This is a genomic window from Burkholderia sp. Bp8963, from assembly GCF_003854275.1.
Lineage (GTDB): Bacteria > Pseudomonadota > Gammaproteobacteria > Burkholderiales > Burkholderiaceae > Burkholderia.
Window position 1 is genome coordinate 139,193 of record NZ_QTQP01000004.1, and the last position, 22,430, is coordinate 161,622.

The 22,430-nt window shown below is 67.8% G+C and carries 24 protein-coding genes; 14 read left to right on the forward strand and 10 right to left on the reverse strand.

Going from position 1 to position 22,430, the window contains the following annotated elements; all coding sequences use genetic code 11:
* Positions 1–18: 18 nt before the first annotated feature.
* Entirely contained in the window at positions 19–747 is a 729-nt protein-coding gene (locus tag DID96_RS05175) for a response regulator transcription factor (RefSeq protein ID WP_124598188.1), read from the reverse strand.
* A 189-nt stretch (positions 748–936) separates the two neighbouring features.
* On the opposite strand from DID96_RS05175, the gene recA reads away from it, so the two are divergent.
* From recA to DID96_RS05220, 9 genes are all read left to right on the forward strand, one after another.
* A complete protein-coding gene (gene recA / locus DID96_RS05180) occupies positions 937–2,010 on the forward strand; it encodes a recombinase RecA (RefSeq protein WP_124598189.1) in 1,074 nt (357 codons plus the stop codon).
* On the forward strand, positions 2,010–2,897 hold the full coding sequence (gene recX, locus DID96_RS05185) for a recombination regulator RecX (RefSeq protein WP_124598190.1): 888 nt from the start codon (positions 2,010–2,012) through the stop codon (positions 2,895–2,897). The genes recA and recX overlap by 1 nt, the downstream gene beginning before the upstream one ends.
* A gap of 144 nt (positions 2,898–3,041) precedes the next feature.
* Positions 3,042–3,650, forward strand: coding sequence for a DUF2889 domain-containing protein (locus DID96_RS05190; protein WP_124598191.1), 609 nt, complete (start codon positions 3,042–3,044; stop codon positions 3,648–3,650).
* Between the two features lie 68 nt (positions 3,651–3,718).
* Entirely contained in the window at positions 3,719–4,885 is a 1,167-nt protein-coding gene (sucC, locus tag DID96_RS05195) for an ADP-forming succinate--CoA ligase subunit beta (RefSeq protein WP_124598192.1), read from the forward strand.
* A gap of 67 nt (positions 4,886–4,952) precedes the next feature.
* Positions 4,953–5,834, forward strand: coding sequence for a succinate--CoA ligase subunit alpha (sucD, locus tag DID96_RS05200; RefSeq protein WP_010090788.1), 882 nt, complete (start codon positions 4,953–4,955; stop codon positions 5,832–5,834).
* A 179-nt stretch (positions 5,835–6,013) separates the two neighbouring features.
* Positions 6,014–6,727, forward strand: a complete 714-nt coding sequence (locus DID96_RS05205) for a TerC family protein (protein WP_124598193.1) — start codon at positions 6,014–6,016, stop codon at positions 6,725–6,727.
* A 98-nt stretch (positions 6,728–6,825) separates the two neighbouring features.
* Positions 6,826–7,419 carry a pilin gene (locus DID96_RS05210; protein WP_124598194.1) on the forward strand — a complete coding sequence of 198 codons (594 nt, stop codon included), beginning with the start codon at positions 6,826–6,828 and terminating at the stop codon, positions 7,417–7,419.
* A 166-nt stretch (positions 7,420–7,585) separates the two neighbouring features.
* Positions 7,586–9,382, forward strand: coding sequence for a Wzy polymerase domain-containing protein (locus DID96_RS05215; RefSeq protein WP_124598195.1), 1,797 nt, complete (start codon positions 7,586–7,588; stop codon positions 9,380–9,382).
* A 461-nt stretch (positions 9,383–9,843) separates the two neighbouring features.
* Entirely contained in the window at positions 9,844–10,194 is a 351-nt protein-coding gene (locus tag DID96_RS05220) for a TonB family protein (RefSeq protein WP_124598196.1), read from the forward strand.
* 130 nt (positions 10,195–10,324) lie between these two features.
* Here the strand turns inward: DID96_RS05220 and DID96_RS05225 are convergent, their stop codons facing one another.
* On the reverse strand, positions 10,325–10,510 hold the full coding sequence (locus tag DID96_RS05225; RefSeq protein WP_185732175.1) for a hypothetical protein: 186 nt from the start codon (positions 10,508–10,510) through the stop codon (positions 10,325–10,327).
* Positions 10,511–10,728: 218 nt separating this feature from the next.
* Positions 10,729–11,217, reverse strand: a complete 489-nt coding sequence (gene moaC, locus DID96_RS05230) for a cyclic pyranopterin monophosphate synthase MoaC (RefSeq protein ID WP_124598197.1) — start codon at positions 11,215–11,217, stop codon at positions 10,729–10,731.
* Between the two features lie 190 nt (positions 11,218–11,407).
* Between moaC and DID96_RS05235 the strand changes: the two genes are divergently transcribed.
* Positions 11,408–13,102 (forward strand): M48 family metalloprotease, encoded by a 1,695-nt coding sequence (locus DID96_RS05235; RefSeq protein ID WP_124598198.1) that lies wholly within the window; start codon positions 11,408–11,410, stop codon positions 13,100–13,102.
* A gap of 80 nt (positions 13,103–13,182) precedes the next feature.
* On the opposite strand, the gene DID96_RS05240 is transcribed toward DID96_RS05235, so the two are convergent.
* The 6 genes from DID96_RS05240 to DID96_RS05265 all read right to left on the reverse strand — a co-directional run bounded on the left by DID96_RS05240 (position 13,183) and on the right by DID96_RS05265 (position 17,767).
* Positions 13,183–13,770, reverse strand: a complete 588-nt coding sequence (locus tag DID96_RS05240) for a DUF2946 family protein (protein ID WP_124598199.1) — start codon at positions 13,768–13,770, stop codon at positions 13,183–13,185.
* Positions 13,763–14,797: a hydrolase gene (locus DID96_RS05245; protein ID WP_124598200.1), complete on the reverse strand. Its 1,035-nt coding sequence runs from the start codon at positions 14,795–14,797 to the stop codon at positions 13,763–13,765. Before DID96_RS05245 ends, DID96_RS05240 begins: the two co-directional genes overlap by 8 nt.
* Positions 14,798–14,824: 27 nt before the next feature.
* Positions 14,825–15,271 (reverse strand): nuclear transport factor 2 family protein, encoded by a 447-nt coding sequence (locus DID96_RS05250; protein ID WP_124598201.1) that lies wholly within the window; start codon positions 15,269–15,271, stop codon positions 14,825–14,827.
* Positions 15,272–15,385: 114 nt separating this feature from the next.
* A complete protein-coding gene (gene waaF / locus DID96_RS05255) occupies positions 15,386–16,426 on the reverse strand; it encodes a lipopolysaccharide heptosyltransferase II (protein ID WP_124598202.1) in 1,041 nt (346 codons plus the stop codon).
* Positions 16,427–16,601: 175 nt separating this feature from the next.
* Complete coding sequence (locus DID96_RS05260; protein WP_006749970.1) at positions 16,602–16,796, reverse strand: zinc-finger domain-containing protein; 195 nt, start codon at positions 16,794–16,796, stop codon at positions 16,602–16,604.
* A gap of 47 nt (positions 16,797–16,843) precedes the next feature.
* Positions 16,844–17,767, reverse strand: coding sequence for a branched-chain amino acid transaminase (locus tag DID96_RS05265; protein ID WP_124598203.1), 924 nt, complete (start codon positions 17,765–17,767; stop codon positions 16,844–16,846).
* A 195-nt stretch (positions 17,768–17,962) separates the two neighbouring features.
* Here DID96_RS05265 and DID96_RS05270 point away from each other — a divergent pair, with 195 nt between their 5' ends.
* From DID96_RS05270 to DID96_RS05280, 3 genes are all read left to right on the forward strand, one after another.
* The gene (locus DID96_RS05270; protein WP_124598204.1) at positions 17,963–18,718 is read left to right on the forward strand and encodes an AzlC family ABC transporter permease; all 756 of its coding nucleotides are present in this window, start codon (positions 17,963–17,965) and stop codon (positions 18,716–18,718) included.
* Positions 18,715–19,038: an AzlD domain-containing protein gene (locus tag DID96_RS05275; protein ID WP_124598205.1), complete on the forward strand. Its 324-nt coding sequence runs from the start codon at positions 18,715–18,717 to the stop codon at positions 19,036–19,038. The genes DID96_RS05270 and DID96_RS05275 overlap by 4 nt, the downstream gene beginning before the upstream one ends.
* 233 nt (positions 19,039–19,271) lie before the next feature.
* Complete coding sequence (locus DID96_RS05280; RefSeq protein ID WP_124598206.1) at positions 19,272–20,468, forward strand: phosphoglycerate kinase; 1,197 nt, start codon at positions 19,272–19,274, stop codon at positions 20,466–20,468.
* Positions 20,469–20,646: 178 nt separating this feature from the next.
* Here DID96_RS05280 and DID96_RS38800 read toward each other — a convergent pair whose 3' ends face one another.
* The gene (locus DID96_RS38800; RefSeq protein WP_256250499.1) at positions 20,647–20,775 is read right to left on the reverse strand and encodes a hypothetical protein; all 129 of its coding nucleotides are present in this window, start codon (positions 20,773–20,775) and stop codon (positions 20,647–20,649) included.
* Between DID96_RS38800 and pyk the strand changes: the two genes are divergently transcribed.
* A complete protein-coding gene (gene pyk / locus DID96_RS05285) occupies positions 20,774–22,210 on the forward strand; it encodes a pyruvate kinase (RefSeq protein ID WP_124598207.1) in 1,437 nt (478 codons plus the stop codon). The two genes, DID96_RS38800 and pyk, sit on opposite strands and share 2 nt — an antisense overlap.
* The last annotated feature ends 220 nt before the right edge of the window (positions 22,211–22,430 follow it).

Consider the following 22,430-nt stretch of genomic DNA (forward strand, 5'->3'; position numbering starts at 1 on the left):
CGCAGCGACGGCCGCGCGTCAGCGCAGCGGCGTGCCGGCGGCCGCCGGCTGGGGCGCGGCGGTTTCGGCCGGGTTGGCCGGCGCGGTTTTCTCGAGGCAGTAGCCGAGCCCGCGCACGGTCGCGATCCGCACGCCGCTCGGTTCGATCTTCTTGCGCAGCCGGTGCACGTAGACTTCGATCGCGTTGTTGCTGACTTCCTCGCCCCATTCGCACAGATGATCGACGAGCTGTTCCTTTGACACGAGCCGGCCGATCCGCTGCAGCAACACCTCGAGCAGGCCGAGCTCGCGCGCGGACAGGTCGAGCACGCGGTCGTTCGCATACGCGATGCGGCCGACCTGGTCGAACGCGAGCGAGCCGTGCCGCACGACGGTCGGGCCGCCGCCCGCGCCGCGCCGGGTCAGCGCGCGCACACGCGCTTCGAGTTCGTTGAGCGCGAACGGCTTGGCCATGTAGTCGTCGGCGCCGAGGTCGAGGCCCTTCACGCGCTCGTCGACGCTGTCGGCGGCGGTCAGGATCAGCACGGGCAGGTTGGAGTTACGCGCGCGCAGGCGCTTCAGCACGTCGAGCCCGGACAGCTTCGGCAGGCCGAGGTCGAGGATCAGCAGGTCGAACGTCTGCATCGACAGGGCCGTGTCGGCGTCGACGCCGTTCTTCACGTGGTCGACGGCATAGCCCGATTGGCGGAGTGACCGGGTGAGGCCGTCCGCGAGTATGCTGTCATCTTCGGCGATGAGAATTCGCATGTTGCGTGACCGATGGCCGGCAGGGCGCTTGCGCCGGTGCGGCTGTCTCCGAAGTGGTTCGTGTGTTGCGCAGCCCACAGTGCGGGCTTGCATAAAACACTGTTTTTTTATACAGTGTCTGCATTCGTGCGCAGCGGCTCGTCCGGCGCACCTCAATCAGACGCTGCTCATCATAGCAAAGGACGATTCATGGAAGATAGCAAGAAAGGCTCCGGGCTGACTGCCGAGAAAAGCAAGGCGCTGGCCGCCGCGCTCGCGCAGATCGAGAAGCAGTTCGGCAAAGGGTCGATCATGCGCATGGGCGACGGCGAGGCGACCGAGGATATCCAGGTCGTGTCCACGGGCTCGCTCGGTCTCGACATCGCGCTCGGCGTCGGCGGCCTGCCGCGCGGCCGGGTGGTCGAGATCTATGGTCCGGAATCGTCCGGCAAGACGACGCTCACGCTGCAGGTGATCGCGGAGCTGCAGAAGCTCGGCGGCACCGCGGCGTTCATCGACGCCGAACACGCGCTCGACGTCCAGTACGCGGCGAAGCTCGGCGTGAACGTGCCGGAACTGCTGATCTCGCAGCCGGACACCGGTGAGCAGGCGCTCGAAATCACCGATGCGCTGGTGCGCTCGGGCTCGATCGACATGATCGTGATCGACTCGGTCGCGGCGCTCGTGCCGAAGGCCGAAATCGAAGGCGAGATGGGCGATTCGCTGCCGGGCCTGCAGGCCCGCCTGATGTCGCAGGCGCTGCGCAAGCTGACCGGCACGATCAAGCGCACGAACTGCCTCGTGATCTTCATCAACCAGATCCGGATGAAGATCGGCGTGATGTTCGGCAACCCGGAAACCACGACGGGCGGCAATGCACTGAAGTTCTACTCGTCGGTGCGTCTCGACATCCGCCGGATCGGCTCGATCAAGAAGAACGACGAGGTGATCGGCAACGAAACCCGCGTGAAGGTCGTGAAGAACAAGGTGTCGCCGCCGTTCCGCGAAGCGATCTTCGACATCCTGTACGGCGAAGGCATTTCGCGTCAGGGCGAGATCATCGATCTCGGCGTGCAGGCGAAGATCGTCGACAAGGCGGGCGCCTGGTACAGCTACAACGGCGAGAAGATCGGTCAGGGCAAGGACAACGCGCGTGAATTCCTGCGCGAGAATCCGGAAATCGCACGCGAGATCGAGAACCGCATTCGCGAATCGCTGGGCGTCGCCGCGATGCCGGATGGCGCGGGCCACAACGAAGCCGAGGCGATGGACGAAGAAGAGTGATGGTTCGGCGCCGGGATGATACGGACAAGCCTGCGGAGCACGACGCGCGCGATGCGCCGGGCGGCTCCGACCGGCGTGCCGCGTCCCCCGGCGCTGGCCGGCGGTCCGCGCGCGTTTCATCCAGCCATGCCGCGAGCCGTACCGCGACGAGGGCATCCGACGATGCCCTCGTTTCGTTTCAGGTAACCGCGCCGGACGATCCGTTCGAAGACGGCGAATCGTTCGACGCGCACGACCGGGCGCGCCGTCGCGTGTCCGGCGTAAGCTTCCCGCGCGACCGCGGGTCCGCGTCGTCGTCCGCGATCTCTGTCGCGGCCCCGGAAGACGTCTATACCCGCACGAGCCAGAATCCGCGCCGCACGCGCCGGTCGTCGGGTGCCGCCGCCGATCCGGATACCGGCGGGTCCGCCCGTACGTCATCGTCGTCGTCGAAACCCGCGCGCTCGCTGAAGGGCCGCGCGTTGGGCTACCTGTCCCGGCGCGAATACAGCCGGGCGGAACTCGCGCGCAAGCTCGCGCCTTACGTCGGCGAGGACGAATCCGTCGAGCCGGTGCTCGATGCGCTGGAACAGGACGGCTGGCTGTCCGACGCGCGTTTCGCCGAGAGCCTCGTGCATCGCCGCGCGTCGCGGGTCGGGGCCGCACGGATCGTCAACGAGTTGAAGCGCCACGCGGTTGGCGACACCCTTGTCGAGGAGGTGAGCGCGCAGCTGCGCGAGACCGAATGGGCGCGTGCGCAGGCCGTCTGGCGCAAGAAATTCGGTGCGCTGCCGCAAACGCCTGCGGAGCGCGCGAAGCAGGCACGCTTCCTGGCGGCGCGCGGCTTCTCGAGCGCGACCATCGTGAAGTTGCTCAAATGCGGCGACGAACCGTTCGGCGATGACTGATCGACGCAGGCGCGCGCAACGCGTGATTTTGCTGCAATGCAACCGCCTCCCGACAGGCGGGAATACCCGCCGTCGCGTCAGGCTGCCTCAAATACCCGATATGCTAAAATCCACGGGTTTTCCTCTTCGGCCTCAACCTCCAGCATGCCGCTATCCGAGCCCGTGCCCCGTCAGTTGCGACATCGACGCGCAATCCGAGCGGAAGCTTACGAGCGCGACGACGGCTTGTGGGACATCGAAGCCTGCCTGACCGATCACAAGCCGCGCGACGTCGCGCTTGCGTCGGGCATCCGGCCGAACGGCCTGCCGATCCACGAACTCTGGCTGCGCGTGACCATCGATCGCGACCTCAATGTCGTCGACGCCGAAGCGTCGTCGGAATGGGTGCCGTATCCCGGTCACTGTCAAGCCGCCCCGCCTGCCTACCGGGCCCTCATCGGGCTCAATCTCTTCCGCAATTTCCGCCGCAACGCGAATCGGCTGCTCGCCGGTGTCGCAGGCTGCTCCCACCTCACCGAACTGTGCGCCGTGCTGCCGACGGCAGCGATCCAGGCGTTCGCCGGTGACGTGTGGAACGTGCGCGAGGAGGGCGGCGAAGGGCCGGATCATGACGGCTTTCACGCCGAACCGCCTTTCCAGCTCGGCCGCTGCCGGGCGTTGCGGTTCGACGGCGAGGTCGTGCGGCAGTACTACCCGCGCTGGTATGGCGCGAGCCGGCCGGATGTGCCCGGTGAAGGCAGCACGAAGGAATGAACGGAAATCATTCGAAGAAGCGTCTTAAGCGACTTTTCATCCAACTCTCAGACTGAAGGGAATCACGCATGAAGATTCACGAGTACCAGGGTAAGGAAATCCTGCGGAAATTCGGAGTCGCGGTACCGCGCGGCAAGCCGGCGTTCTCGGTTGACGAGGCCGTCAAGGTGGCAGAAGAGCTCGGCGGCCCGGTGTGGGTCGTGAAGGCTCAGATTCACGCGGGTGGCCGTGGCAAGGGCGGCGGCGTGAAGGTGGCGAAGTCGATCGAGCAGGTGCGCGAATACGCGAACCAGATCCTCGGCATGCAGCTCGTCACGCACCAGACCGGTCCGGAAGGCCAGAAGGTCAACCGTCTGATGATCGAAGAAGGCGCCGACATCAAGCAGGAACTGTATGTCAGCCTCGTCGTTGATCGCGTGTCGCAAAAGATCGTGCTGATGGGTTCGAGCGAAGGCGGCATGGACATCGAAGAAGTTGCCGCAAAGCACCCGGAACTGATCCACCAGGTCATCGTCGAGCCGTCGACCGGCCTGCTCGACGCCCAGGCCGACGACCTCGCTGCGAAGATCGGCGTGCCGGCTGCTTCGATTCCGCAAGCGCGCGCCATCCTGCAAGGCCTGTATAAGGCATTCTGGGAAACCGACGCGTCGCTGGCTGAAATCAACCCGCTGAACGTCTCCGGCGACGGCAAGGTCATCGCACTCGACGCGAAGTTCAACTTCGACTCGAACGCGCTGTTCCGCCACCCGGAAATCGTCGCGTACCGCGACCTGGACGAAGAAGATCCGGCTGAAATCGAAGCGTCGAAGTTCGACCTCGCGTACATCTCGCTCGACGGCAACATCGGCTGTCTCGTGAACGGCGCAGGCCTCGCGATGGCGACGATGGACACGATCAAGCTGTTCGGCGGCGAGCCGGCGAACTTCCTGGACGTCGGCGGTGGCGCTACGACCGAGAAGGTCACCGAAGCGTTCAAGCTGATGCTGAAGAACCCGGACCTGAAGGCGATCCTCGTGAACATCTTCGGCGGCATCATGCGCTGCGACGTGATCGCGGAAGGCGTGATCGCCGGTTCGAAGGCCGTGAACCTGAACGTGCCGCTCGTCGTGCGCATGAAGGGCACGAACGAAGACCTCGGCAAGAAGATGCTGGCCGATTCGGGCCTGCCGATCATCTCGGCGGACAGCATGGAAGAGGCTGCGCAGAAGGTCGTCGCGGCTGCCGAAGGCAAGTAAGCGCGCTATTGAACACGCATGGCGGCGCGGCTTGCACGCGACGCCAATCGAACAGAGGTCAAAATACATGTCGATTCTGATCAACAAGGACACGAAGGTCATCACGCAGGGCATTACCGGCAAGACCGGTCAGTTCCATACGCGCGCCTGCCGTGAATACGCAAACGGCCGCGAAGCATTCGTCGCGGGCGTGAACCCGAAGAAGGCCGGCGAAGACTTCGAAGGCATTCCGATCTACGCGAGCGTCAAGGAAGCGAAGGCCGAAACCGGCGCGACCGTGTCGGTCATCTACGTGCCGCCGGCAGGCGCAGCGGCTGCGATCTGGGAAGCGGTCGAAGCCGATCTGGATCTCGCGATCTGCATCACGGAAGGCATCCCGGTCCGCGACATGATCGAAGTGAAGGACCGCATGCGCCGCGAAGGCCGCAAGACGCTGCTGCTCGGGCCGAACTGCCCGGGCACGATCACGCCGGACGAACTGAAGATCGGCATCATGCCGGGCCACATCCACCGCAAGGGCCGCATCGGCGTCGTGTCGCGTTCGGGCACGCTGACGTATGAAGCCGTTGCGCAGCTGACCGCGCTCGGTCTCGGCCAGTCGTCGGCAGTCGGTATCGGCGGCGACCCGATCAACGGTCTGAAGCACATCGACGTGATGAAGATGTTCAACGACGATCCGGATACGGATGCGGTCGTGATGATCGGCGAAATCGGCGGTCCGGACGAAGCCAACGCCGCTCAGTGGATCAAGGACAACATGAAGAAGCCGGTCGTCGGCTTCATCGCGGGCGTCACGGCGCCCCCGGGCAAGCGCATGGGCCACGCCGGCGCGCTGATCTCGGGCGGTGCGGATACGGCCGAAGCGAAGCTGGAAATCATGGAAGCGTGCGGCATCACCGTCACGCGCAACCCGTCGGAAATGGGTCGCCTGCTGAAGAAGGCGCTGTAAATTCCGCCTGGGTTCGTCCTGCAGAAAACGCCGGCCTTGCCGGCGTTTTTTGTTATGCTCGCGCCATCTTTTCGCAAGATCCGGCGCGCATCATGCGTGGGGTTGCGAAAGCACGCCCGCGTCCGGCGGGCCGATTCTCCTGCCGGCTCTGCTGCCTGCGCTCCTGCCTGCTGCCCACCATGCTCGAATACCTGACGTCGCTCCACTGGGGGGCCGTATTCCAGATCGTCGTGATCGACATCCTGCTCGGTGGCGACAACGCGGTCGTGATCGCGCTCGCGTGCCGCAACCTGCCGGCAAGCCAGCGTCTGCGCGGCGTGATCTGGGGCACTGCCGGCGCGATCCTGCTGCGGGTCGCGTTGATCGCATTCGCCGTCGTGCTGCTCGACGTGCCGTTCCTGAAGTTCGCGGGCGGCGTGCTGCTGCTGTGGATCGGCATCAAGCTGATGGCGCCCGCCGCCGACGCGCACGACGACATCAGGCCGGCCGACCAGCTGTGGGCGGCCGTGAAGACGATCGTGATCGCCGATGCGGTGATGAGCCTCGACAACGTGATCGCGATCGCGGGCGCCGCGGAGCAGGCCGATCCTGCGCACCGGCTCGTGCTCGTGATCTTCGGGCTCGTCGTCAGCGTGCCGATCATCGTGTGGGGCAGCACGCTGGTGCTGAAGCTGCTCGACCGCTTTCCGGTCGTCGTCGCGTTTGGTGCTGGCCTGCTCGGCTGGATCGCGGGCGGGCTGATGGTGAGCGACCCGGCCGGCGACCGCTGGCCGCTGCTCGACACGCCGGCGGCGATCTACGGCGCGAGCGTTGCCGGCGCGCTGTTCGTCGTGGTGGCCGGGTATGCGCTGAAGCGGCGCCGCGGCGCGTCGGGAACGTCTGGCTCGCACTGACGCATTGGCCATCCGGCCGACTGCCGGCCGTGCGGCTCGCTGGCTACGATCGAAACGCCTGCCTCCCTGGCAGGCGTTTTTCGTTTCCGGAGCCTGTCATGTTCGAAGCCTTTTCCGTCTCCCTGTTCCGCCGTCTCGCCGCCGACCTGCAGCGAACGCGCCGCCCGCCGCGCTGGCGTTTGGGCGGTTTTACGCTGATCGAGCTGATGATCGTGCTCGCGATCGTCGGCGTAATTGCCGCGTATGCGATTCCTGCCTACCAGGATTATCTCGCCCGTTCGCGGGTCGGCGAGGGGCTCGCGCTCGCGTCGTCCGCACGGCTCGCGGTCGCGGACAACGCGGCGAGCGGCGCGGGCCTTGGCGGCGGCTATAGCCCGCCCGCCGCGACCCGCAACGTCGAGTCGGTCCGGATCGACGACGACACGGGCCAGATTTCGGTCACCTTTACCGCTCGCGTCGCGGCCGCCGGCGCGAATACGCTCGTGCTGGTGCCGTCGGCGCCCGACAAGGCCGATGCGCCAACCGCGCGCGTCGCGCTGAAGAAGGGCGCGATGCAGGCCGGCGCGATCACGTGGGAGTGCTTTGCCGCGGGCAAGTCGGCGTCGTCTCTGCCGGCGCCAGGGGCGGGGCCGCTGCCGGGCGATGGCGCGACGCTGGCGGCCAAATACGCGCCGGCCGAGTGCCGCGCATAGCGGCCAGTAGTGGTCAATAGCGGGGCTGGAACGGCGGGGCAACACGCGGACAGTGCCGCTGCCGCACCGGTCGCGTCGCGGTGCGGCTGCACGTCGGGTGCGCCGGTACCGCACAGAGCGGGGAAAGTTTTGTATAGTGCGCCGGTTGCTGACATCCGGTTTGCTCATGCCTTCTTCTTTTTCCCGCTCGTTGCCGCTCGTCGCGCTGGCTGTCGCGTTGATCGTGCCCTACGCGATCACGAATCACACGTATCCGATCCCGACCTTCTATTCAGAGTTTTCCGCGCTCGTGCTGTATCTGCTGGTCGGCGCGACGGTGATCCTGCTTGCGCGGACGAGCCGTCAGGCCCAGGCCGCGCCGTTCGCCGCACCGGCCGCGTTCGTCGCGCCGCTCGGCTTCGCCGCGGTGCTGTTCGCGCAGACCGCGCTGATGCCGCTGCGGGTGCCGTCGATGAACTGGCTGGCGATCGGCTACCTCGGCGCGGCGCTTGTCGCGATGCAGGCGGGCTACGTGCTCGCGCGCGAGGGGCCGGCCGAAGCGGTCGCGCGGATGATGGCGGGCGCGTTGCTGATCGGCGGCGTGTTCGCCGTGTTTTGCCAGGTCGTTCAGCTATTCCGGCTCGAATCGGCGCTGACGCCCTTCGTCGTGGTGTACAACGTCGCGGTCGACCGCCGGCCGTACGGCAACATGGCGCAGGCGAACCATCTCGCGACCTATATCGCGTTTGCGCTCGCCGGTGCGCTGTATCTCGTGCAGACGCGCCGCCTCGCAGTCTGGGCGTGGCTCGCGCTGTCCGTCGTGCTGTCCCTGGGGCTCGCGCTGACCGTGTCGCGCGGGCCGTGGCTGCAGGTCGCGGTGATGGTGGTCGCCGGCTTCTGGATGGCTTGGGTCGACGCGCGCCGCCAGCCGGACGCGCCCGGCAACGCGCGCGCGTGGCTGACGCCGGTCGCGCTCGTCGTCGTGTTCGTCGCGGTGAACGTCACCGTACGCTGGGCGAACGTGCACTATCACCTGAATCTCGCGGAGTCGGCGGCCGAGCGGATGCGCGATGCCGGGCAGATCGCGCCGCGCCTCGCGCTGTGGAAATACGGGCTTGCGATGTTCCGCGAGCATCCGCTGCTCGGCGTTGGCTGGGGTGAATTCCCGTCGCACCAGTTCGCGCTTGCCCGCGCGCTCGGCGGCGTCGAGATCGCGAACAACGCGCACGACATCTTCATCGACCTGCTCGCGAAGTCCGGCGTGATCGGCCTCGGCTTGCTGGCTGTCACGCTCGTGCTGTGGTTCGTCCGCGCGGTGCGCGCGCCGCAGACGAGCGTGCGCGTGTTCGGCTTCGCGCTGATCGGCATCCTGCTGATGCATGCGCTCGTCGAGTATCCGCAGCAGTACATGTTCTTCCTGCTGCCGGCGATGTTCGTGATCGGCTTGCTCGAAGTGAAGCCGCTGCGCGTCGTGCCGGGCGGCGCGGCGTTCGGGCTGTTCGCGCTGCTGTCGTTCGGCGGCCTGCTCGCGATGCTGCCGGTGCTGCGCGACTACCAGCGCGCGGAAGTGCTGTATTACGGCAGCGACCCGGCCGCGCAATATCGCGATGCGCCGTCGATGCTGTTCGGCGCGTGGGGCGACTACGGTGCAGCGACGCTGCTGACGATCTCGCACGACGGGCTGCCGGCGAAGCTCGCCGCGCACGAGCGGGCGATCGCGCTGCTGCCCGGCGAAACGGTGCTGCGCCGCTATGCGGTGCTGCAGGCGCTGGATGGCCGCGACGCCGACGCGCTCGACACAGTCGCGCGTCTGCATGTGTTCGCGAAGGAGCTGAAGGACTGGCCGCAGCAGCTCGCGGCGCTATTCAGGCTGTGTGACGCGCAGCCGTCGCTGAAATCGTTCAAGGCGGCCGTGGTCGCGAAGTACGGAGAAGTGCCGGCCGACGCGCTCGACGAATCGGATGACGACGACGACGCGGAATGAGTTGCCCGGAGCGTACGGTCGGTGATGATGACGCGTCGGATGATGTCGCCGGGGCGCGGTTCGCACCGGCGGTCGTGATCTGCGACGAACGACGAGGCGCGCGCCGTCGGCCGCGCCCGGTCAACGCCCGATAGCGGCGGATTACCTCGCATGTCGCGTGGATTCCGCGTGGCTGACCGCGTAGTCACCGTCAAGCTTCGTCAAATCGCCGCCACCGCCGGCGCAAGGGCGTGCACAATGCGCAAGCGTTCGCGTTCCACGCGCGTGCGTCCTGCGGCGCGCGGGTGCGGGCGTCGCAATTGAGAATCTGAGAGCAGGATCGCGGCGGCGCCGATGCCGGCCGCGCGGCCGCAACGGGGGCGCCGATCCGAGGGCCGCGGCGCACGGCGCGCATGCACAGTCCGGCGAACGGCAGCCGGTGCGCGCGCGCCCTGAAGCAACGCAAATAACGACATTCGACCATGGCTATTCGCTCGACTTACCTGATCCTGCCCGTCGTGGCTGCGCTGTTTTCCGGCTGCGCGATGCTGTCGTCGTCGCAGGAAAGCAAGCTGTCGTGCCGCATTCCGCGCGCCGTCTATCCGGATACCGCAAAGCCGCTCACGCGTCGCGCAACGGTGCTCGTGCGCGCGCTGATGACGACGTCGGGCGAAGCGCAGAACGTCACGGTGACGACGAGCAGCCGCAACGCGGCAGCGGATCGCGCCGCGATCGATGCGATGTCGCTGGCGACCTGCACGCAGACGGGCGCCGCCGCGAATCCGTTCCTGCTGACGCAACCGTTCGTATTCGAGCCGCGCCGAAGCGAGTGACGTTCGCGCGGAGCGGGGAGCGGTAAGCGGGACATCCAGACAGCGGGACAGCGGGACAGCGGGACAGCGGCAGCGCGCGCCGCCGCGACTCGCGGCCAGCGCCCGCAAGTACGCCAAGCCGCCCCGACGCTCAATGCTTCGCCATCAGGTTCGCGCCACGACAGGTCGGCTCCGGCGTGTCGCGCAACGCGAGCATCGTGAACCCGTTGGGATCCTGGCGGATCAGCCCGTAGCGTTTCGCGACGGTTCCTCCGGACTTGCCGCTCAGCCCGATCTCGACCTGATAGTGATCCTTCGCGGTTGTGCAGGCGCGCACGGGCCCGTAGCCGAGTGTCGTGTGCGGCGCCTAGAGTCGCTCGTTGAGCGCCTGCCGCGCATCGCACGTGCCGGATTCGGCCCTTGAATCGGTTCTCTCACGGGTTGTTGTTGTGATTCTTTCGGGACACGGTCGCTGCAGCATCCGTGCGGCAGCACGCCGCCGGCGCCGTGACTATGGTGCGGCGTGCGGCTTGCGGTGTGCCGTGCGGCGCCCGATCAGTTGCCGCCATCCTCCGCCTTCCAGTCCCCCGACTTCCCGCCGCGCTTCTCCCGCACGCTCACGTCGGTGATCACCATCCCGCGATCGACGGCCTTGCACATGTCGTACACGGTCAGCAGCCCGACCTGCACGGCGGTCAGCGCTTCCATCTCGACGCCCGTGCGCCCGAACGTCTCGACCTGCGCGACACACCGCACGCCCGGCAGCGTGTCGTCGAGTTCGAAATCGACGGCCACACGGGTCAGCGCGAGCGGATGGCACAGCGGGATCAGGTCGGCGGTGCGCTTTGCGCCCTGGATCGCCGCGATGCGCGCGACGCCGAGCACGTCGCCTTTTTTTGCCTTGCCGTCGCGGATCAGCTCGAACGTCGCTGGCAGCATGCGGATCGTGCCGCGCGCGATCGCGATGCGCTGGGTTTCCTGCTTGCCGCCGACGTCGACCATGTGCGCGTGGCCGGCGGCATCGAAGTGGGTGAGTCCTGACATGTGTTGCTCCGTTCCCATGCACGATTTCAACGGGCGCCTATCATATCAGCGGGGCTCGCGGCGACGGGATGCAGATCACGGACGATCCGCACGGGACAGCGCGAGCGTCGCCGGTACAATGGCCACAATATTCATACCAATCGCCGCGATGCGTGCGCAGCGCGCGGGACGGCGTCGCGATTATCCTGCCATGCGTGTCAAACAGTTGCTTGCTGCGTCGCTGTCGGTTGCGCTCGCGCTGCCGTCCGGCGGTTTCGCGCAACGTACGGAGGGCATGCCGCTCGAATCGGCGCCTGCCGGTTCACCGTCGATCTCCACCGTGCCGTCCGGCATTTCGCCCGGCGTGTTCGGCATGTACGGCGGCGCCGAGAGCCGCTTCTCGGGCAACGACGCCGCGTCGGGCGCGACCCCGAGCCTGCGTGCGCCGCTGCGCGTGCTGCAGCTCCCCGATCTCGGCGACGGCTCCGGCGGCTCGCTCACGCCCCAGGCCGAGCGCACACTCGGCGAGCGCGTGATGCGCGAGGTGCGGCGCGATCCCGACTATCTCGACGACTGGCTCGTGCGCGACTATCTGAACGGGATCGCCGCTCGGCTCGCGGCCGCGGGCGCGGCGCGCTTCATCGGCGGCTACATGCCGGACTTCGAGCTGTTTCCGGTGCGCGACCCGCAGATCAACGCGTTCTCGATGCCGGGCGGCTTCATCGGCATCAACACCGGGCTCTTCATCACGACACAGACAGAGTCGGAACTTGCGTCGGTCGTCGGCCATGAGATGGGCCACGTGTTTCAGCGGCATATCGCGCGGATGATCCACGCGAACGAGAAGACCGGCTACACGGCGCTCGCGTCGATGCTGCTCGGCGTGCTCGCCGGCGTGCTGGCGCGGAGCGGCGACCTTGGCAGCGCGATCGCGTTGGGCGGGCAGGCGTATGCGGTCGACAACCAGTTGCGCTTCTCGCGCACGGCGGAACGCGAGGCCGATCGCGTCGGCTTCCAACTGCTCGCGGGCGCGGGCTACGACCCGTACGGGATGCCGGGCTTCTTCGAGCGGCTCGAGCGGGCATCGATGGGCGATGCGGGCGTGCCGGCCTATGCGCGCACCCATCCGCTGACGGGCGAACGGATCGCCGACATGGAGGACCGTGCGCGGCGTGCACCGTACCGCCAGCCGCGCCAGTCGCCGGAGTACGGCTTCGTGCGCGCGCGGCTGCGGATCCTGCAGAATCGCGCGCCGACCGACATCGCGGCCGAGGCGCGGCGGATGCAGCTCGAAATCGACGACCACACCGCGCCGAATGTCGCCGCGAACTGGTATGGAATCGCGCTCGCGGATGCGCTCTCAGGCCAGTACGACGCAGCGAGTCATGCGCTCGCCGCGTCGCGCGCCGCGTTCGATGCGCAGGCGCGCCGCGAGGACGAACCGGCGACGAGCTCGCCGAGCCTCGACGTGCTGGCCGCGGATCTCGCCCGCCGCGCGGGCCGGACCGACGACGCGGTGCGGCTCGCGGCGCTTGCGCAGCGGCGCTGGCCCGCGTCGCACGCGGCGATCGTCGCGCACCTGCAGGCGCTGCTTGCCGCGCGCCGCTTCGCCGACGCGCAGACGCTCGCGCGCACGCAAACCAAGGCCGATCCGCAGCAGCCGGACTGGTGGGACTATCTCGCGAAGGCGAGCGACGGCAACGGCGACGTGCTCGCGCGGCGTCGCGCGCTTGCGGAGAAGCTCGCGCTCGACGGTGCGTGGCCGTCGGCGATCCGCCAACTGAAGGAAGCGCGCGATTCGAAGGACGTATCGTTCTACGACCAGTCGATGATCAGCGCGCGACTGCTGGAATTCGAGGCGCGCTACAAGGAAGAGCGCGAGGACGAGAAGAACGGCCGGACCTGACGGCCGTTTGCGCGACGGACGGTCGCGCCGCCGTGCGGGTCACGCGAAGCGAAGCGGGGCGGGGCACCTGCGGAGCCCCATCAATGCGTGTCGCGTGCCGCTTCGAGCGCGCGCCCGGCCGGGCTCGCGACGAAGCCGAAGCGCGCGGGCACGTCGGCGCGCGCGATGTCGCCGAGCGGCAACGCGCGGCCGCCGCGCCAGCGCAGCACGGGCGGTGTCGCGTCGAGATCCGCGTGGTCGGCGAACAGCCCGAGGTCGTGGTCGTGCAGCACGGCGACGCGCGGCGGGTTGGCGGCGTCGCGAAACAGCACGCCGCCCGCATCGTCGAGCCATGCTTCGTCCGGCTCGAACGGCTGGCCGGCCTGGTCGACGAGCGTCAACTGGCCGTCGTGTTCGGCGAGTCGCACGATCCACGGCGTATACGCAAGTTCGACGTAGACGCGCTGCGGCCCATTCTGGAAGAACCACTGGCCGTGCTCGTCGGCTTCGTAGTTGCGGGCGATGAACGCGATCAGCGCGGCGTGGCGGATCGGCGAGCCGAGTTCGCCGGCAGCCTGCGCGGCGTCGTCGCGCAGGCGCCAGTCGCCGCGCCGGTCGAGCAGCAGCCAGCCGGTGCAGTGCGGCACGTTCGGCCATTTCGTGAGTGCCTGTTTGACGATGTCATCCATGGTCGACGAATCTGGAGCAATAGCCGAACACCCGCACCGACAGCCAGTCGAGCCGGCCGGGGAACGGCCCGGTCATGAATCCCGCATGGCCGCCGTCCGCGGGCTGGTCGAGCTCGACGGCGGGCGATACGTCCGCCGGGCCGGGCAGCGCCGACGCGGGCAGGAACGGGTCGTTGCGGGCGTTGAGGATCAGCGTCGGCACGTCGATGGCCGGGAGCAGCGGGCGGGTGGTCGCCTGCGTCCAGTAGTCGTTCGCGTCGGCGAAGCCATGCAGCGGCGCGGTGACGATGTCGTCGAAGTCGTGCATCGTCACGGCCTTCAGCATCGCGTCGCGGTCGAACAACCCGGGAAACTGGTCGAGCTTTACGAGCGCCTTGTGCTTCAGCGTCTTCAGGAAGCTGCGCGTGTAGAGCATCGCGAAACCCTGCGACAGCGCGCGGCCGCCCGCATGCACGTCGAGCGGCGTCGAGATCGCGGCGGCGGCGCGCACGATCGACGTGTCGCTGCGGTGCTCGCCGAGCCAGCGCAGCAGCACGTTGCCGCCGAGCGATACGCCGGCCGCGACGATTGGCCCGCGATGCTGCGCGGCGAGGCGCCTGAGGATCCAGTCGACCTCGGCGCTGTCCGCGAGGTGATAGAAGCGCGGCCGGCGGTTCATCTCGCCGCTGCAACTGCGGAAGTGCGGCACGACGCCGTGCCAGCCCTTCGCGCGCGCGGCGGCCATCAGCGCGAGCGCGTAGTGCGAGCCGGAGCTGCCTTCGAGGCCGTGGAACAGCACGAACAGCGGCGCATCGGGCGGCGGCGCCGCGCTGTCGAGATGCGCGACCCAGTCGAGATCGATGAAGTCGTGGTCGGGTGTTTCCCATCGCTCTCGCCGGTACGCGACGACCGGTCGTCGCGCGAACAGCGCCGGCACGATGGTTTGGGCATGGCTGTTCGGCAGCCAGCGTGGAGCGCGATAGCGCTGTGTGTCGTCGTCAGGGGCGTGGGCCCCGGCATGCGATGTGGGCGGAGAAGCCGTACTCATGATCGCCCTGCGTCTTCGTCAAGTCATTCAATGCAGCGGGCCTTGCCCGTGGCGGATCTTGGCGGCGAACTGCCCGGCCGCCTGTTCGGGAATCGGGCTCGCATGGATGTGCGCGATGCGCCATTCGCCGCGTTCGTGAATCATCACGTAGGTCGCGAACACCATGTCGGGCTCGGCAGTGAGGTCGGCCTGCTGATGCGCTTCGGCGATCGTGTAGACGACGGTGCCGAGGCTGTCGTACACGCGAATGTCGAGCGGCTCGATCGTCACGGGCTGCGTGGACAGCCGGGCGCCGAGGCCGCTGCGGATCTGGTCGAGGCCGTGCAGATGCGCGCCGTCCGCCCAGATGCAGCTGGCGAAATCCTCGTCGATCCACAGGGCCATCAGCGCATCGAGATTGGCATCGGCGATGGCCTGGTAGTAGGCGTTGAGCGTATCGGCGGCGGCTTCGAAGAGGCGGGCAAAACGTGGCATCGGGTTGTTCTCTCGCGCGCGTCGCGCGCCGTATTCAGCACGGCGGCCATGAGGCCGCCGCACACCGGTGAATCGGATTGCCCGGCGCGCGCCTCGCGACGCTGCCGGAAAGGGTCAGCGCTGCCCGACGAGCATGCCGCGCAAATCGCCGAATACCTGCTCCGGGCCGAGTTCGCGCAGGCACTTCAGGTGGCCGAGCGGACACTCGCGCTCGAAGCAGGGACTGCATTCGAGATGCAACCATTGTACCTTCGCCAGCTCCGACAGCGGAGGGGTGTGACGCGGATCCGTCGATCCGTACAGCGCGACGAGCGGCCGGCGCAGCGCGGCGGCGACGTGCATCAGCCCCGAATCGTTGGTGACGACCGCGTTCGCGCGCGCGATCAGCGCGCATGCCTCGGACAGCGACGTCTGCCCGCACAGGTTGCGCACGTGCGGCGCGTGCTCGGCGATCGCCTGCGCGGCCGCGGCGTCCTTCTGCGAGCCGAGCGCGACGATCTGCGTGTACGGGAACGACTGGTGGACGATCTTCGCGAGCGACGCGAAGTGCTCGGGCGGCCAGCGCTTCGCCGGGCCATATTCGGCGCCCGGGCAGAACACGACGAGCGGCATCCGCGTATCGAGATTGAAACGTGCGGACACGCGCGCCGTTTCATTCAGGTCGGCGTCGAGGCGCGGCGGCGGCAGGGTCTTCATCGACTCGGGCAGCTTCGCGCCCGGCGCGTACGCCAGCGCCGCGTAGTGGCCCGTCATCGGCGGCCGCTCGCCGTGCGCCTTGTCCGGGTTCGCATGCCGTACGTTCAAGAGCCCGTAGCGATGCTCGCCTGTGTAGCCGATCCGCAGCGGGATGTTCGCGAGCCACGGGATCACCGCCGACTTCAGCGAATTCGGCAGCACGTAGGCCGCGTCGTAGCCGTTGTCGCGCAGGTCGCTCGCGAGTTGCCAGCGGCGCAGCAACTGCAGCTTGCCGTGCGCGAGATCGGTCGCGTAGACATCGTGGATCTCCGGCATCCGCTCGAGCACCGGCGCGACCCAGGAGGGCGCGACGGCATCGATCGCGATGCGGGGATGGAGTTTCTTCAGCAGCGCAAAGAGCGGCTGCGCCATCAATGCGTCACCGATCCAGTTCGGTGCGATAACCAGCGCTCGACGCATCAGGTCGATTTCCGATGTCGTAATGAAACACGGCGCGCGGGCGCCGCGTTCGGGTTGCCAGAATGGGAAACGGCGGCGCGCCGGTCAGCCGGCTGCGCCGCCATGCAGGACGTGGGACCGTTCAGCCGGGCCGCGCGGGCGATCCGCGCGGGCCGGGCAGTCGGGCCGTCCGGGCTCAATGGCCCTTGACGACTTCGCCGTCGCGCAGCTTGTAGCGCGTGCCGCAGTACGGGCAGCGCGCCTCGCCGTGCGACACGTCGATGAACACGCGCGGGTGCGCGCTCCAGCGTGCCATCGCCGGGTTCGGGCAGTAGGCGGGAAGATCCTTGGCCGTCAGCTCGACCAGCGGCATTTCCTTGATTTCACTCATGGGGCTTTCTCGTTTTACTCTGGGTGGGGCATTTGCGCGACGCGCGTTCAGATCTTCGTCAGCCAGTGCGCGTACTTCGCGTTCTTGCCCGACACGATATCGAAAAATGCCGATTGCAGCTTTTCCGTGACCGGGCCGCGCGCGCCGCTGCCGATCGTGCGGTTGTCCAGCTCGCGGATCGGCGTGACTTCGGCGGCGGTGCCCGTGAAGAACGCCTCGTCGGCCGTGTAGACCTCGTCGCGCGTGATGCGCTTCTCGATCACCTCGATGCCGGCGTCCTTCGCGAGCGTGATGATCGTGTCGCGCGTGATGCCGTCGAGGCACGACGACAGGTCCGGCGTAAACAGCTTGCCGCGGTTCACGAGGAAGAAGTTCTCGCCCGAGCCTTCCGACACGTAGCCGTCGACGTCGAGCAGCAGCGCCTCGTCGTAGCCGTCGGCGGTCGCTTCCTGGTTCGCGAGGATCGAGTTCACGTACCAGCCCGACGCCTTCGCACGCACCATCGACACGTTCACGTGGTGACGCGTGAACGACGACGTCTTCACGCGGATGCCCTTCGCGAGGCCTTCCTCGCCGAGGTACGCACCCCACGGCCATGCGGCGATCGCGACGTGGATCGTGTTGCCCTTCGCGGACACGCCGAGCTTTTCCGAGCCGACCCAGATGATCGGGCGCAGGTAGCACGACTCGAGCTTGTTCTCGCGCACGACGTCGCGCTGCGCGGCTTCGAGCGTTTCCTGGTCGAACGGCACGTCCATCTGGAAGATCTTCGCGGAGTTCAACAGGCGCTTCGTGTGCTCGTGCAGGCGGAAGATCGCGGTGCTGCCGTCTGCCGTCTTGTACGCGCGCACGCCTTCGAAGACGCCCATGCCGTAGTGCAGCGTATGGGTCAGCACGTGGATCTTGGCGTCGCGCCAGTCGATCAGCTTGCCGTCCATCCAGATCTTGCCGTCGCGGTCGGCCATTGACATAGGATTCTCCTGTCGGGTGCGGTTGTGTGCAGCGTTGAGCCGGAAAGACGCTTATTTTAGCGTCTTTTGGCGACAACCCGGTCGGTCGGCGAAGGCGCGACGCTATAATCGTCCGGCACCGATTCCAATCACGACGGGGCAGGCCGGCAGGAGACGCCGGCACCCCGGCAATCCGCCCGCCGCGGCGCTTTCCCCATGCTTGCTCGACTGTCCGCCACCGACCGCTTCGCGCTGCTCCAGGGCGCACGCGACTATTCGCCCACGCTGATGGCCATCCTGTCCTGGGGGCTCGTCACCGGCATCGCGATGAGCAAGTCGGTGATGACGATCGGGCAGGCGAGCGCGATGTCGCTGCTCGTGTACGCGGGCTCGTCGCAGCTCGCGGTGCTGCCGCTGCTCGCCGCGAAGCTGCCGATCTGGACCGTGCTGCTCACCGCCGCGATGGTCAACACGCGCTTCGTGATCTTCAGCGCCGGGCTCGCGCCCCATTTCTCATACCTGCCGCTGTGGCGGCGTCTCGCGATCGGCTATTTCAATGGCGACGTGATCTACCTGCTGTTCCAGAAACAGGGCTTCGCGAACGGCTACGTGCCCGGCAAGGAGGCCTATTTCTGGGGGATGGCGCTGTCGAGCTGGCTGTCGTGGCAGGTGTCGTCGCTCGCCGGGATCCTGCTCGCGAGCTTCTTTCCCGCGAGCTGGGGGCTCGAGCTCGCCGGCACGCTCGCACTGATCCCGATCATGGTGTCGGCGGTCGCGAACCGCTCGACGCTCGCGGCCGTCGCGGTTGCCGGGGTCGTGTCGCTGATTGCGTTCGACCTGCCGTACCGGCTGGCGCTGCCGCTCGCAGTGCTGGCCGCGCTCGCGGCCGGCTGCACCGCCGATTTCTTCGTCGAGCGGGCCGACTGGCGCCGCATCCGCACCGAGACCGTGCAGCAGAAGGAGGTCGAATGAGCGCCGCCGGGATCTGGATCGTCATCGTCGGGATGACGCTCGTCACGGCCGTCACCCGCGCGCTGTTCCTGATCGGCGGCGAGCGCACCGTGCTGCCCGAGCGCGTGCAGCGCGCGCTGCGCTACGCGCCCGCGGCGGCGCTCGCCGCGGTCGTGCTGCCCGACGTGCTCGAAACCCCGGCCGGGCTGTCGTTCTCGCTCGCCAATCATCAGTTCTATGCGGCGCTCGCCGGCTTCGGCTGGTTCATGTGGCGGCGCAGCATGCTCGGCACGATCGTCGTCGGGATGCTCGTATTTACCGTGCTGCGACTGGTCGTCTGACGTGCGAGGGCGGCTTGTTGCGATGCAGCATCCGCTGTCATCCCAAATAGGCGGAATTCGCCGCCATGCGGGCAGCCTGCCGGAGGGATCGGCTAGAATGCCCGTTCCAGATTTTTTACCCGTGCGCGTCATGCGGAACCGTCAGCCACGGCCCGCATCCGGCGCCCCAGCGGCAGCCCGCGCACGTGTTGCGTCATCCCACTTTCCCCATCCACTACTTCAATCTGTCCAACATGAGCCAAGTCAAGCGTCTTACCGACCTGATCGCCGCCGGCCAGCTCGCCGGCAAACGCGTATTCATCCGCGCTGACCTGAACGTCCCGCAGGACGACAACGGCAACATCACCGAAGACACCCGCGTGCGCGCGTCGGTGCCGGCCATCCAGGCGGCGCTCGATGCCGGCGCGGCGGTGATGGTCACGTCGCACCTCGGCCGCCCGACCGAAGGCGAGTTCAAGCCGGAAGACTCGCTCGCGCCGGTCGCGAAGCGTCTCGCCGAGCTGCTCGGCCGCGACGTGCCGCTCGTCGCGAACTGGGTCGAGAACGGCGTGAACGTCGCGCCGGGCCAGGTCGTGCTGCTCGAGAACTGCCGCGTGAACAAGGGCGAGAAGAAGAATTCCGACGAGCTCGCGCAGGCGATGGCGAAGCTCTGCGACGTGTACGTGAACGACGCGTTCGGCACCGCGCACCGCGCCGAGGCGACGACGCACGGCATCGCGAAGTACGCGCCGGTCGCGTGCGCGGGCCCGCTGCTGGCCGCTGAACTCGACGCGCTCGGCAAGGCGCTCGGCGCCCCGGCGCGCCCGCTGGTGGCGATCGTCGCCGGTTCGAAGGTGTCGACCAAGCTGACGATCCTGAATTCGCTCGCGGAGAAGGTCGACCAGCTGATCGTCGGCGGCGGCATCGCGAACACGTTCATGCTCGCGGCCGGCCTGTCGATCGGCAAGTCGCTCGCGGAAGCCGATCTCGTCGACGAAGCGAAGGCGATCATCGACGAAGCGCGCAAGCGCGGCGCGTCGGTGCCGATCCCGACCGACGTCGTCACCGCGAAGGAATTCTCGCCGACCGCCGTTGCAACCGTGAAGAAGGTCGCGGACATCGAAGCGGACGACATGATCCTCGACATCGGGCCCGAGACCGCCAAGGCGCTCGCGAGCCAGCTCGAGAAGGCCGGCACGATCGTCTGGAACGGTCCGGTCGGCGTGTTCGAGTTCGACCAGTTCGGCAACGGCACCAAGACGCTCGCCGATGCGATCGCCAAATCGTCCGCGTTCTCGATCGCGGGCGGCGGCGACACGCTCGCGGCCATCGCGAAGTACGGCATCCACGACCAGGTCAGCTACATCTCGACGGGCGGCGGCGCCTTCCTCGAGTTCCTCGAAGGGAAGAAGCTGCCGGCGGTGGAAGTGCTGGAAACGCGGGCGGCCTGAGCGTGGCGGCGCGCGCAGGGGTGACGAAGGCCGCGCGCTCCGCGAAGGCGGAGCCGGCGGCCGGCGCGGGCGATCGCAAACGCGGCAACCGCCGCGACCGCGGCGCGCCCGCGCGGGCGAACACCACTCCGCGCGCACCGGCGGCTGCCGGCGACGCAGCCGTGCTGCAACACGAGATTCAGAACAAAGCGACGCCGGGCGCAAGCACCGGCGCGCCCCCCGGAGCGGCGGCCGCTGGGCCTGCCGCATCCGGCTCTCGCAGCGTTTCACCCAGCGCATCCACCTTGATCCAGATGAGGAGTTTCATGCAGCGCGCCACCAAGATAGTCGCCACGATCGGCCCGGCTTCCAGTTCGCCGGAGATTCTGCTGCAGATGATGCAGGCGGGCCTCGACGTCGTGCGGCTCAATTTTTCGCACGGCACCGCCGATGATCACCGCCAGCGCGCCGAGATGGTGCGCGAGGCCGCCCGCAATGTCGGCCGCGAGATCGCGATCATGGCGGACCTCCAGGGGCCGAAGATCCGCGTCGGCAAGTTCGAGAACGGCAAGACCACGCTCGAGCCGGGCCAGGCCTTCATCCTCGACGCGGGCTGCGAGCTGGGCAACGACGAGCGCGTCGGCCTCGACTACAAGGAGCTGCCGCGCGACCTGAGGACAGGCGACCTGCTGCTGCTGAACGACGGCCTGATCGTGCTGACCGTCGAGCGCGTGCTCGGCGACGAGATCCACACGATCGTCAAGGTGGGCGGCGAGCTGTCGAACAACAAGGGGATCAACCGGCAGGGCGGCGGGCTGTCGGCGCCGGCGCTGACCGCGAAGGACATGGAAGATATCCGCACCGCGATGTCGCTCGGCGCGGACCTCGTCGCGGTGTCGTTCCCGAAGAACGCGACCGACATGGAAATGGCGCGCCAGCTCGCGAACATCGCGGGCGCGCCGTACGGCATCAAGCCGAAGATGATCGCGAAGATCGAGCGCGCGGAGGCGATCCCGGCGCTGCAGAGCATCCTCGACGCGTCGGACGGCATCATGGTCGCGCGCGGCGACCTGGCCGTCGAAGTCGGCAACGCGGCCGTGCCGGCGCTGCAGAAGCGCATGATCCGGATGGCGCGCGAGTCGAACAAGCTCGTGATCACCGCGACGCAGATGATGGAATCGATGATCCACGCGCCGGTGCCGACCCGCGCCGAGGTGTCGGACGTCGCGAACGCGGTGCTCGACGGCACCGACGCGGTGATGCTGTCGGCCGAGACGGCCGCCGGCAAGTACCCGGTCGTGACGATCGAGGCGATGGCGGCTGTCTGCGTCGAGGCCGAGAAGTCCGAGCACGTCGAACTCGACAAGGATTTCCTCGACCGCACGTTCACGCGGATCGACCAGTCGATCGCGATGGGCGCGCTGTTTACCGCGTACCACCTCGGTGCGAAGGCGATCGTCGCGCTGACGGAATCGGGCGCGACCGCGCTGTGGATGTCGCGCCACTACACGCACGTGCCGATCTTCGCGCTGACGCCGCGGGTCGGCAGCGAGCGCGCGATGGCGCTGTTCCGCAACGTCACGCCGCTGCACGTCGACTTCAACAGCGACCGCGACGGCGCGCTGCAGCAGGCGATCGAGCTGATCGTCCAGCGCGGCCTCGTCGCGCTTGGCGACATGGTCGTGCTGACCGTCGGCGAGCCGATGGGGCAGGCGGGCGGCACCAATACGCTGAAGATCGTGCGGGTCGGCGAGCATTACTGAGCCGGCCGGCGGCCCGATTCGATCGGGCACTGTTTTGTGACGAAAGCCGCGCGGGGTCTGGAACCCTGCGCGGTTTTTTTTCTTTATTTTGTCGGTATTGTGCCGTGCGAACGTAACAAAATGCGAGTGAGCCCCGCCAGGCGGTCGGATTCGCGGGCGCTTCGCGATAAAATGCCGCTATTCGACGCCCAGCCGCGCCGGTCCGCCCCGGAGTTCCACG

Excerpts from the sequence above, each read along its gene's own strand:
- DID96_RS05175 (WP_124598188.1), bottom strand. The coding sequence starts at position 747 with ATGCGAATTCTCATCGCCGAAGATGACAGCATACTCGCGGACGGCCTC.
- recA (WP_124598189.1), top strand. The coding sequence starts at position 937 with ATGGAAGATAGCAAGAAAGGCTCCGGGCTGACTGCCGAGAAAAGCAAG.
- recX (WP_124598190.1), top strand. The coding sequence starts at position 2,010 with ATGGTTCGGCGCCGGGATGATACGGACAAGCCTGCGGAGCACGACGCG.
- DID96_RS05190 (WP_124598191.1), top strand. The coding sequence starts at position 3,042 with ATGCCGCTATCCGAGCCCGTGCCCCGTCAGTTGCGACATCGACGCGCA.
- sucC (WP_124598192.1), top strand. The coding sequence starts at position 3,719 with ATGAAGATTCACGAGTACCAGGGTAAGGAAATCCTGCGGAAATTCGGA.
- sucD (WP_010090788.1), top strand. The coding sequence starts at position 4,953 with ATGTCGATTCTGATCAACAAGGACACGAAGGTCATCACGCAGGGCATT.
- DID96_RS05205 (WP_124598193.1), top strand. The coding sequence starts at position 6,014 with ATGCTCGAATACCTGACGTCGCTCCACTGGGGGGCCGTATTCCAGATC.
- DID96_RS05210 (WP_124598194.1), top strand. The coding sequence starts at position 6,826 with ATGTTCGAAGCCTTTTCCGTCTCCCTGTTCCGCCGTCTCGCCGCCGAC.
- DID96_RS05215 (WP_124598195.1), top strand. The coding sequence starts at position 7,586 with ATGCCTTCTTCTTTTTCCCGCTCGTTGCCGCTCGTCGCGCTGGCTGTC.
- DID96_RS05220 (WP_124598196.1), top strand. The coding sequence starts at position 9,844 with ATGGCTATTCGCTCGACTTACCTGATCCTGCCCGTCGTGGCTGCGCTG.
- moaC (WP_124598197.1), bottom strand. The coding sequence starts at position 11,217 with ATGTCAGGACTCACCCACTTCGATGCCGCCGGCCACGCGCACATGGTC.
- DID96_RS05235 (WP_124598198.1), top strand. The coding sequence starts at position 11,408 with ATGCGTGTCAAACAGTTGCTTGCTGCGTCGCTGTCGGTTGCGCTCGCG.
- DID96_RS05240 (WP_124598199.1), bottom strand. The coding sequence starts at position 13,770 with ATGGATGACATCGTCAAACAGGCACTCACGAAATGGCCGAACGTGCCG.
- DID96_RS05245 (WP_124598200.1), bottom strand. The coding sequence starts at position 14,797 with ATGAGTACGGCTTCTCCGCCCACATCGCATGCCGGGGCCCACGCCCCT.
- DID96_RS05250 (WP_124598201.1), bottom strand. The coding sequence starts at position 15,271 with ATGCCACGTTTTGCCCGCCTCTTCGAAGCCGCCGCCGATACGCTCAAC.
- waaF (WP_124598202.1), bottom strand. The coding sequence starts at position 16,426 with ATGCGTCGAGCGCTGGTTATCGCACCGAACTGGATCGGTGACGCATTG.
- DID96_RS05260 (WP_006749970.1), bottom strand. The coding sequence starts at position 16,796 with ATGAGTGAAATCAAGGAAATGCCGCTGGTCGAGCTGACGGCCAAGGAT.
- DID96_RS05265 (WP_124598203.1), bottom strand. The coding sequence starts at position 17,767 with ATGTCAATGGCCGACCGCGACGGCAAGATCTGGATGGACGGCAAGCTG.
- DID96_RS05270 (WP_124598204.1), top strand. The coding sequence starts at position 17,963 with ATGCTTGCTCGACTGTCCGCCACCGACCGCTTCGCGCTGCTCCAGGGC.
- DID96_RS05275 (WP_124598205.1), top strand. The coding sequence starts at position 18,715 with ATGAGCGCCGCCGGGATCTGGATCGTCATCGTCGGGATGACGCTCGTC.
- DID96_RS05280 (WP_124598206.1), top strand. The coding sequence starts at position 19,272 with ATGAGCCAAGTCAAGCGTCTTACCGACCTGATCGCCGCCGGCCAGCTC.
- pyk (WP_124598207.1), top strand. The coding sequence starts at position 20,774 with ATGCAGCGCGCCACCAAGATAGTCGCCACGATCGGCCCGGCTTCCAGT.
- DID96_RS38800 (WP_256250499.1), bottom strand. The coding sequence starts at position 20,775 with ATGAAACTCCTCATCTGGATCAAGGTGGATGCGCTGGGTGAAACGCTG.